The sequence below is a fragment of the Acinetobacter sp. CFCC 10889 genome (genome assembly GCF_003268395.1).
Lineage (GTDB): Bacteria > Pseudomonadota > Gammaproteobacteria > Pseudomonadales > Moraxellaceae > Acinetobacter.
In genome coordinates, this window is record NZ_LQXQ01000132.1 from 1 (window position 1) to 2,705 (window position 2,705).

A 2,705-nucleotide genomic window follows, 5' to 3' on the forward strand; every position below is an offset into this window, starting at 1 on the left:
GAATTTGATGATTGTTCATGATTTACGTCGCTTAATGTTCAAGCCAAGTGTATCGAAAGTGGATTTTACTTTATTGGATCTAGCACAGAAAACAATGGATGGTTTTAAAGATAGTGTTGGTGGTGCTTCAAATTATGGAAGCAAAACAAACAGTGCTGCTCTAATGATGCAGGATATGAGTACAGAAAATTGTGCAATGTTATGGGCACTTGTACGATCAATTACTCCCAATGATCGTCACTTTGCTTTGTTACATAACCTACTAACAAGTGAGATCCGTTTGAAATTTAAAGAAGACGGGTTTCAGACTAAGCAAATCCCAAGTAAAGATGCTGCCAAAGGTGTGGCACGCTCAGCTTTAACACAGTTTTTATTTAAACGTGGAATGTGCACCAAGTGTAATGGTAAAGGCTTCTTATTCGCTAAAGATGCTAGAAAGCATATTGAGTGTAGCAAGTGTGAGGGTAAAAAAGAGAACTCTTATAATCAGTCTGAGCGTCATCGTATTTCAGGGTTAGCAATTGCTCGACAATCTTATATGGAAAGTTATGCAAAATATGAGCAATACGCCTTAGTGAAACTTGGTGATTGGCGAGTTGACTTGGATGCACATTTGCGTGGTTACTTCTTTAAAGTTGCTGAAGAGTATGATTTGTAATTGCATACCTGCAAAAAACAGGGTATATTTTTCTATACTGGTCGTATTACGGTTTTCCGAGACCAAGTCATCAAAGCTCATAAAATTGAGCTTTTTTGCATTATGGCGGACTTACTTTATTCGTAGTGGTTTAATTTAATCATCCACCACCAGATAGAAGCTCACTTTTTAGTGGGCTTTTTTGTTGCCTCAGCCTTTGGCATTGAGTTTTTCACTCAGCACATCATAGGGGCGTAAAGGGTTAGACAAGGGTAAAGATAATCCCTCATTACACATCCGCTTGTATGTGGTCGAGCACAAACAAACATCTAGTTGTAAAAGGTGAGTATTACTTGAGAATTGGCAAGCTCTTAACACATAAGTTAGCCTTGAAGCACACTACTGACCTGCTATACGTAATGCGTATAGTAGGTCTTTTAACGCGCCATTAGCTCAGTGGATAGAGCATCCGCCTTTTAAGCGGATGGTCATAGGTTCGAATCCTGTATGGCGTGCCATATTTTAATAATTTGATCATCACTATTATTTATATATAAAACAGATATTTAATTGAGTTTTTTTATGGTTTTGGTCACCACCTTTAATTAGGTGTAATCACACCATTTAAACCTATCGAATTCGAAACCTTTAACCTCACATGTTGGGGTTTTTTAATGCCTAGAGGAAAGTGAAGATGTCTGAAAAAACATTACAACCGCATGAACAACGCGTAGTTAAGGAAAAAGAGCAATTAAAAGAACGTCTAGATAAATTGATGGGTTTTCTTCAAAAGGGTCAACCTAAATTTATTGATGATAAAAACTGGACATTGCTTCAAGAGCAGTGTGACGCAATGAATTGGTATTACACAATTCTCATTAGTCGTATCGAATTGTTTTAAACCTTAAGAGGTTTTATTTTGTCTTGGAGAAAGCAAAACAATGAAAAAACGTCTTTTAGCTGTTGGTTTAATGTGTGCAGTAGCAATGGTTGGTTGTTCTCGTGATGCTCAAGTCGCATCTAAGAATTTATCTTATGCTGCGGATAACTTTGAACTGGATCGCCGTGTGGTTTTCTACAATGGTATTACTGGTGAATACATTTTAACGATTGAAGGTAAATGTTCATTCGATGCTGTTAGTGATCGTAAGGTTGATGTGACTTGTAAGACAGGTGCATCAGAATTCAAGAAACATTCATTGGATATCTCAGACAATGTAACTTACTTTTCAGAGCAGCTATCCAGTAAGGGTGTGAGTGCTTATCACTATAAAGTTGCATTCAAGCCACAGTCGATCATTCCTGATATTGATTTAAAGCTGAATTAATTGATTATATGTAATATTTTGCAAATGAATAGGTCTAGATTTTGTACTATATTGAACTCGCAGTAAAAAACCTGAATCAGCGCAAGAGTCGGGGGAAGCCTCACAGGATGTGAGGTTTTTTTAACTCTTAAGTTATTCAGACTTAGTTTTAAGTAATGGCTGTAAATTTTGCATTCATATCCCCTAGTTATGAATGTTTAGACCTCCTTCGGGAGGTTTTTTACTTTATATTTCTTTTAATATGTATCACATTTGGTTATAATAATGTGACTGTTTATTCATTTTAATGAAAAACATACAACAACCTTAATCAGCACAAAAATTAAGGTAGAAGCTTCACAGAGATGTGAGGCTTTTTTATTGAGTAAAATTTATGGACCCATCTCAATACACCCAGCTCACCCAAAAATCCGAAATAAAAAGAAAGCCGAAAACTCGACCGCTGCCTAAGGCGAAAGAGGCTTATTTAGAAGCTGAAGAAAAATTCGAACATGCACTGAATATTTTTGAAATCAAATATCAAAAGAAATTTCAAATTAAGTCTACCAAACACTGGCGTTTTGATTTCCTGTTAATTGAGCATAGGATTTTGGTTGAGATTTCAGGCGGTCCTTGGTCGGGTGGTCGCAAAGGAAAATTAGCAAATAAAGCATGGAGCTTGGATCGCTATGATGTTGCTGAAAAAATGGGTTATACCGTTGTGCGAATAGAGTCAGCACCTAGATACAAGATTCAAGAAG

4 protein-coding genes and 1 tRNA gene are annotated in these 2,705 nt (G+C 36.6%); all 5 read left to right on the forward strand.

Translation table 11 applies throughout. The features are described from left to right. Positions 1-7: 7 nt before the first annotated feature. A complete protein-coding gene (locus AVJ19_RS20845) occupies positions 8-658 on the forward strand; it encodes a hypothetical protein (RefSeq protein ID WP_111861405.1) in 651 nt (216 codons plus the stop codon). A gap of 421 nt (positions 659-1,079) precedes the next feature. After that, positions 1,080-1,155 (forward strand) — tRNA-Lys (locus AVJ19_RS20850). A 176-nt stretch (positions 1,156-1,331) separates the two neighbouring features. After that, on the forward strand, positions 1,332-1,538 hold the full coding sequence (locus tag AVJ19_RS20855; protein ID WP_111861402.1) for a crAss001_48 related protein: 207 nt from the start codon (positions 1,332-1,334) through the stop codon (positions 1,536-1,538). Between the two features lie 40 nt (positions 1,539-1,578). Then, the gene (locus tag AVJ19_RS20860) at positions 1,579-1,965 is read left to right on the forward strand and encodes a hypothetical protein (RefSeq protein ID WP_111861403.1); all 387 of its coding nucleotides are present in this window, start codon (positions 1,579-1,581) and stop codon (positions 1,963-1,965) included. A 373-nt stretch (positions 1,966-2,338) separates the two neighbouring features. Next, a partial coding sequence (locus AVJ19_RS20865; protein WP_111861404.1) for a hypothetical protein occupies positions 2,339-2,705 on the forward strand: 367 nt, incomplete at its 3' end.